Consider the following 5,401-nt stretch of genomic DNA (forward strand, 5'->3'; position numbering starts at 1 on the left):
TGGTGGACGTCCGCGCCGGGGCGCAATTGCTGCAGCGGGCTGGCTTTGCCGATCCGGTCGCGGATTCGCGCCATCTGGACGTGGGGTTCCGGTCTCTCAAGCGCGCGATCGATGACTTGCGCGCGCAGGGCGTGTCGAACGTCCTTTCCGACCCCGGCCCGCCCTTGGGCAAAGCCGCCTATGCGCGAGCGGCGGCAGCCTTTCGCACTGCCGGAAGCGACGGCCGAACCGTCGAACGGTTCGAAATCCTCACGTTGTCAGGCTGGCGGCGGTAAACCCGCCAGCCTTTCCAAGTCTCAAGCCAGCGCAGCTTGTGCCGCCGCGAGCCGCGCGATTGGCACGCGATACGGAGAAGCGCTGACGTAATCGAGGCCGACCTTTTCGCAGAACGCGATCGAGGCCGGATCGCCACCATGCTCACCGCAGATGCCCAGCTTAAGGTCTGCGCGAGTCGCCCGGCCACGCTCGGCGCCCAGTTGGACCAATTGGCCTACGCCTTCGATATCCAGGCTGACGAACGGATCGCGCGCGTAGATGCCCTTCTCCACATAGGGCGAGAGGAACCGCGCCGCATCGTCGCGCGAGACGCCTAGCGTCGTCTGCGTCAGGTCATTGGTGCCGAATGAGAAGAACCTAGCCTCCTCCGCGATCTCGCCCGCCATCAGCGCGGCGCGTGGCAGCTCGATCATCGTGCCGACCATATAGTCGACCGACTTGCCCTTCTCGGCGAAGACCTTCGCGGCGGTATCGTCGACCAGCTTTCTGAGGATCGCCACTTCGCGCTTGGTGGCGACCAGCGGAATCATCACTTCGGGCACCGGCGCCTCACCCACCTTGTCAATCACGTCGCAAGCCGCCTCGAAGATCGCGCGCGCCTGCATCTCGTAAATTTCCGGGAAGGTGATCCCCAGGCGACAGCCGCGATGGCCAAGCATCGGATTGGCCTCATGCAACTCATCCGCGCGGCGCTTGAGCGTGTCGACGCCGATGCCGATCGTCTCGGACAGTTCGGCAAACTCGGCATCGCCTTGCGGCAGGAACTCATGCAGCGGCGGGTCGAGCAGGCGGATCGTCACCGGCAGGCCGGCCATGACCATGAATATCTGCGCGAAATCGTCACGCTGTTCCGGCAGGAGCTTGTCCAGAGCGGCGCGGCGGCCCGCCTCGTCCTCGGCCAGGATCATCTGGCGTACCGCCGAGATGCGGGAAGCATCGAAGAACATGTGCTCGGTGCGGCACAAGCCGATACCTTCCGCGCCGAACTGCCGCGCCATCTTACAATCGGCCGGGGTCTCGGCGTTGGTGCGCACCTTCATGCGGCGGTGCTTGTCGGCCCAGGTCATCAGCTCGGCAAAGTCACCGGCGAGTTCGGGCTCCACGGTCGGTACTTCCCCGGCCATGATGTCTCCGGTCGAGCCATCCAGCGTGATGACATCGCCTTCCTTCAGGCTGCGACTGCCGATCTTCAGCGTCCGGCCCTTCATGTCGATCGACACCGCCGACGCACCCGAGACACAGCAGCGGCCCATCCCACGCGCCACGACGGCGGCGTGGCTGGTCATGCCGCCACGCGCGGTGAGGATGCCCTTGGCGGCATGCATGCCGTGAATGTCCTCAGGGGACGTTTCGACGCGGACGAGGATCACGCTTTCGCCCAGTTCGGCGCGCTTTTCGGCGGTATCGGCATCCAGCACGATCGTGCCTGACGCAGCGCCTGGCGAGGCGGGCAGGCCCTTGGCCAGCACATCGCGCGTCGCCTTGGGGTCCAGCGTGGGGTGAAGCAACTGGTCTAGCGCCATCGGATCGACGCGCAAAATCGCGGTCCGCTCGTCGATCAGACCCTCTGCCACCATGTCTACCGCCATCTTGAGCGCAGCTTTGGCGGTGCGCTTGCCTGAGCGGGTCTGCAGCATCCACAGTTTGCCGCGCTCCACGGTGAACTCGATGTCCTGCATGTCCTTGTAGTGCTTTTCCAGCAGCTCGAACACGTCGGCCAGTTCGCCGTAGGCGTCGGGCATTGCCTCTTCCATGGAGAGCGGCTTGGCCCCGGCCCGCTCGCGCGCGGCTTTGGTCAGGTACTGAGGCGTGCGGATGCCGGCGACGACATCCTCGCCCTGCGCGTTGACCAACCACTCGCCGTAGTAGGCCTTCTTGCCGGTCGCGGGATCACGAGTGAACGCAACGCCGGTTGCCGAGGTATCGCCCATGTTGCCGAACACCATGGCCTGCACGTTGACGGCCGTACCCCAGTCACCCGGGATGTCGTTGAGGCGGCGATAGACCTTGGCGCGATCTGAATCCCAGCTGTCGAACACTGCCTGGATCGCGCCCCACAGCTGCTCCTGCACGTCTTGCGGGAACGGTCTGCCCAGCTCCTTGTCGACGATGGCCTTGTATTCGGCCACGATCTTCTGCCAGTCGCCGGCGGTCAATTCCGTATCGTTGAGATAGCCGTTATCTTCCTTGGCGATCTCCAGCGCTTCCTCGAACAGATGGTGCTCCACGCCCAGCACGACGTCGGAGTACATCTGGATGAAACGGCGATAGCTGTCCCACGCAAAGCGCTCATCGCCCGATGCGGTGACGAGACCCTCCACCGTCTGGTCGTTGAGGCCCAGGTTCAGCACCGTGTCCATCATGCCCGGCATGGAGACGCGCGCGCCTGACCGGACGGAAACCAGCAGCGGATCGGCGGCATCGCCGAAATTCTTGCCGACGGTCTTTTCGATATGAGTCAACGCCTCGGCCACGTCGGCGCGTAGCTGATCGGAGAAGTTGGCCCCTTCCGCCAGGTACTTCACGCATTCTTCCGTGGTGATGGTGAAGCCCGGCGGCACTGGCAGGCCGATGCCGGCCATCTCGGCCAGGTTGGCGCCCTTGCCGCCCGTGATCACCTTGTCCCGCGTGCGCGGATCGTCATGCTTCACGCCGCCGCCGAAAGTATAGACCTGCTTGACCATAGTATCGGTGCCCATCGGTTTTTCTTCTTCCCACGTGCGAGGATTGTCACCCCGCGACAAGCCCTAAATTCGTTCACAAAGAAGGCGTGGCGGGGCCGGAAAATCAGCGCGGCCCGTCAGCCCTCGATGCGTGAAAAATCCGCAACGTTGTGCACTGCAGCACGGAATTGATCAAGCAGTCCCAGGCGGGCCTGTCTCTTTGCGGGATCGGCATCGTTGACCGTCACGTCATCGAAGAAGGCGTCGATCGGAGCGCGCAGCGAGGCCAGCGCGGCCATGGCCCCGGCAAAGTCCTCCGCACCGACCGCCTGCTCGGCCTTGGGCGCGGCCGTGGCGAGTGCGTCCATCAAGGACTGCTCGGCGGGTTCGGGCGTGTAGGACAAGGCCTGCCGCTCGGCCATCTTGGCGGCGATGACGGGGGCGAGATCGGGATCGTCGACCATGGCCAGCGGGTCTTCCTCGCCGCTTTGCGAAATCTCGCCCTGGACGCCGTGCCAGTCTTCCTTCTTGAGGATGTTGGCAGCGCGCTTGTAGCCCGCGAGGAGGTTCTTGCCATCCTCGGTGCCGATGAACGCCTGCAAGGCACGGACGCGGGCGAGCAGCCGGACGAGATCGTCCTCCCCGCCCAGCGCGAACACGGCGTCGATCAGGTCGTGGCGCACACCGGCTTCGCGTTGCTGGACTTTGAGGCGATCGGCGAAGAATGTCGGAAGATCGAAGAGTCCGACAGTAAAGGTCACCTTCCAAAAACCACCGGGCCCAGTAGCAACCTCACGTTCGTCAGGCCGGTCCCCAGCAAAGCTAGCTTCCCACGAGAAGTTCTCGATTTTCTGCCGCCAGGCTGTGTACACATCCGACGGGAAGGAGCTTTTCTGTTCGTCCCACAAAAGGGATGCCGCTTTACCTATGATTCGCCCGAGCGGTGCGCGGCAATTCGTGAGAATAAGTGCAATTATCCCCAGGGCACTGCGCCGCAGCGCAAAGGGATCTTTGGATCCTGTCGGCGGCTCACCCGCGACAAAGAAGCCAACAAGAGTATCTAGCTTGTCGGCCAACGACACCGCGACTGTCACCGGCGCAGTTGGGACACCATCGCCCTGCCCGACCGGCTTGTAGTGGTCGCGGATAGCGTCGGCGACGGCGTCCGGAAGGCCCTCGGCGCGGGCGTAATAGCCGCCCATGAGGCCCTGGAGTTCGGGGAACTCACCAACCATCTCGGTGACAAGATCGGCCTTGCACAGTTCCGCCGCCTGGCGAGCCAGGGCAGGATCGCAGTTCGGGACGATGCCCTCGCTCGCCAGCCACTCGGCCAGCTTGGCGACGCGCTCGACCTTGTCGGCGACGGTGCCCAGCTTTTCGTGGAAGGTGATACGCTCCAGCTTTTTCGCCTGATCGGCCAGCGTGGTCTTGCGGTCGGTGTCCCAGAAGAACCGGGCATCCGAAAGCCGCGCGGCGAGGACCTTGCGGTTGCCCGCGACGATCGCCTCGCCACCGTCTGACGCCTCGATGTTGGCGGTGCAGACGAAGGCGTTGGCGAGCTTGCCGTCGGCCTCGCACACGAAATACTTCTGGTTCACCCGCGCGGTCAGCTGGATCACTTCGGGCGGGACTTCCAGGAACGCCTCTCCGAAACGACCGAGCAGCGGCACCGGCCATTCGGTGAGGCCCGCGTTCTCCACCACCAGCCCCTCGTCCTCGACCAGCGTGAGACCCGCGGCTTCGGCCGCGGCGCGCGCGCCATCGCGCACGATCGCCTGGCGCTCCTCATGGTCGACGATGACGTGGCAGGCGCGCAGCTTGTCCGCATAGTCATGCGCGCCGCCGATGGTGATCTCGCCCGCGTGGTGGAAGCGATGGCCAAGCGTCGCGTAGCCGCTCTGCACGCCGCCCGCCTCGCAAGCCACCAGGTCTTCGCCGAAGATGGCGACGATGCCGGAAAGCGGGCGCACCCAGCGCGGGCTTTCGGTGCTGATCGAGGCCGTGCCCCACCGCATCGACTTGGGCCAGGGGAACGCGCGGACGATCGCGGGGATCGCCTCTGCCAGCACGTCCGCCACGGCACGACCAGGCTTTTCGATGACCGCGAAGTAAGTCTGCTTGCCTTTAAGATCGCGGACTTCGAGCTGAGCCTGCGTCAGCCCGACCTTGCGCAGGAAGCCGTCCATCGCCTGTGCGGGCGCGCCCAGCGCAGGACCCTTGGTTTCCTCCTGCACCGGCTGCGTCGCTTGTGGCAGATCACGGGCGATCAGCGCCAGGCGACGCGGCGTGGACCAGACGGTGATCGCGCCGGCTTGGACACCGGCAGCGGCAAGTTCCTTGCGGAACAGCTTTTCCAGATCGGCGCGCGCGCCGGCCTGCATGCGGGCGGGGATTTCCTCGGAACGCAGTTCGAGCAGGAAGTCGGTCATGATGTTCAGGCCGCTCGCTTGACGGTTTCACGC

Annotated in this window: 2 protein-coding genes and 1 pseudogene; 1 reads left to right on the forward strand and 2 read right to left on the reverse strand. The window is 64.9% G+C overall.

Features of this window, described 5'->3' with window-relative positions; translation table 11 throughout:
• Nucleotides 1-275, forward strand: a pseudogene (locus tag ACHWRX_RS04685) (methyltransferase); the annotation flags it as partial.
• Nucleotides 276-296: 21 nt separating this feature from the next.
• Here the strand turns inward: ACHWRX_RS04685 and ppdK are convergent.
• Both ppdK and glyS read right to left on the reverse strand, forming a co-directional pair.
• Nucleotides 297-2,960 carry a pyruvate, phosphate dikinase gene (gene ppdK / locus ACHWRX_RS04690; RefSeq protein WP_394658279.1) on the reverse strand — a complete coding sequence of 888 codons (2,664 nt, stop codon included), beginning with the start codon at nt 2,958-2,960 and terminating at the stop codon, nt 297-299.
• A gap of 116 nt (nt 2,961-3,076) precedes the next feature.
• A complete protein-coding gene (gene glyS / locus ACHWRX_RS04695; RefSeq protein ID WP_394658278.1) occupies nt 3,077-5,368 on the reverse strand; it encodes a glycine--tRNA ligase subunit beta in 2,292 nt (763 codons plus the stop codon).
• Nucleotides 5,369-5,401 lie beyond the last annotated feature (33 nt).

The sequence above is a fragment of the uncultured Novosphingobium sp. genome (assembly GCF_964277725.1).
Taxonomy (GTDB): domain Bacteria; phylum Pseudomonadota; class Alphaproteobacteria; order Sphingomonadales; family Sphingomonadaceae; genus Novosphingobium; species Novosphingobium fluoreni.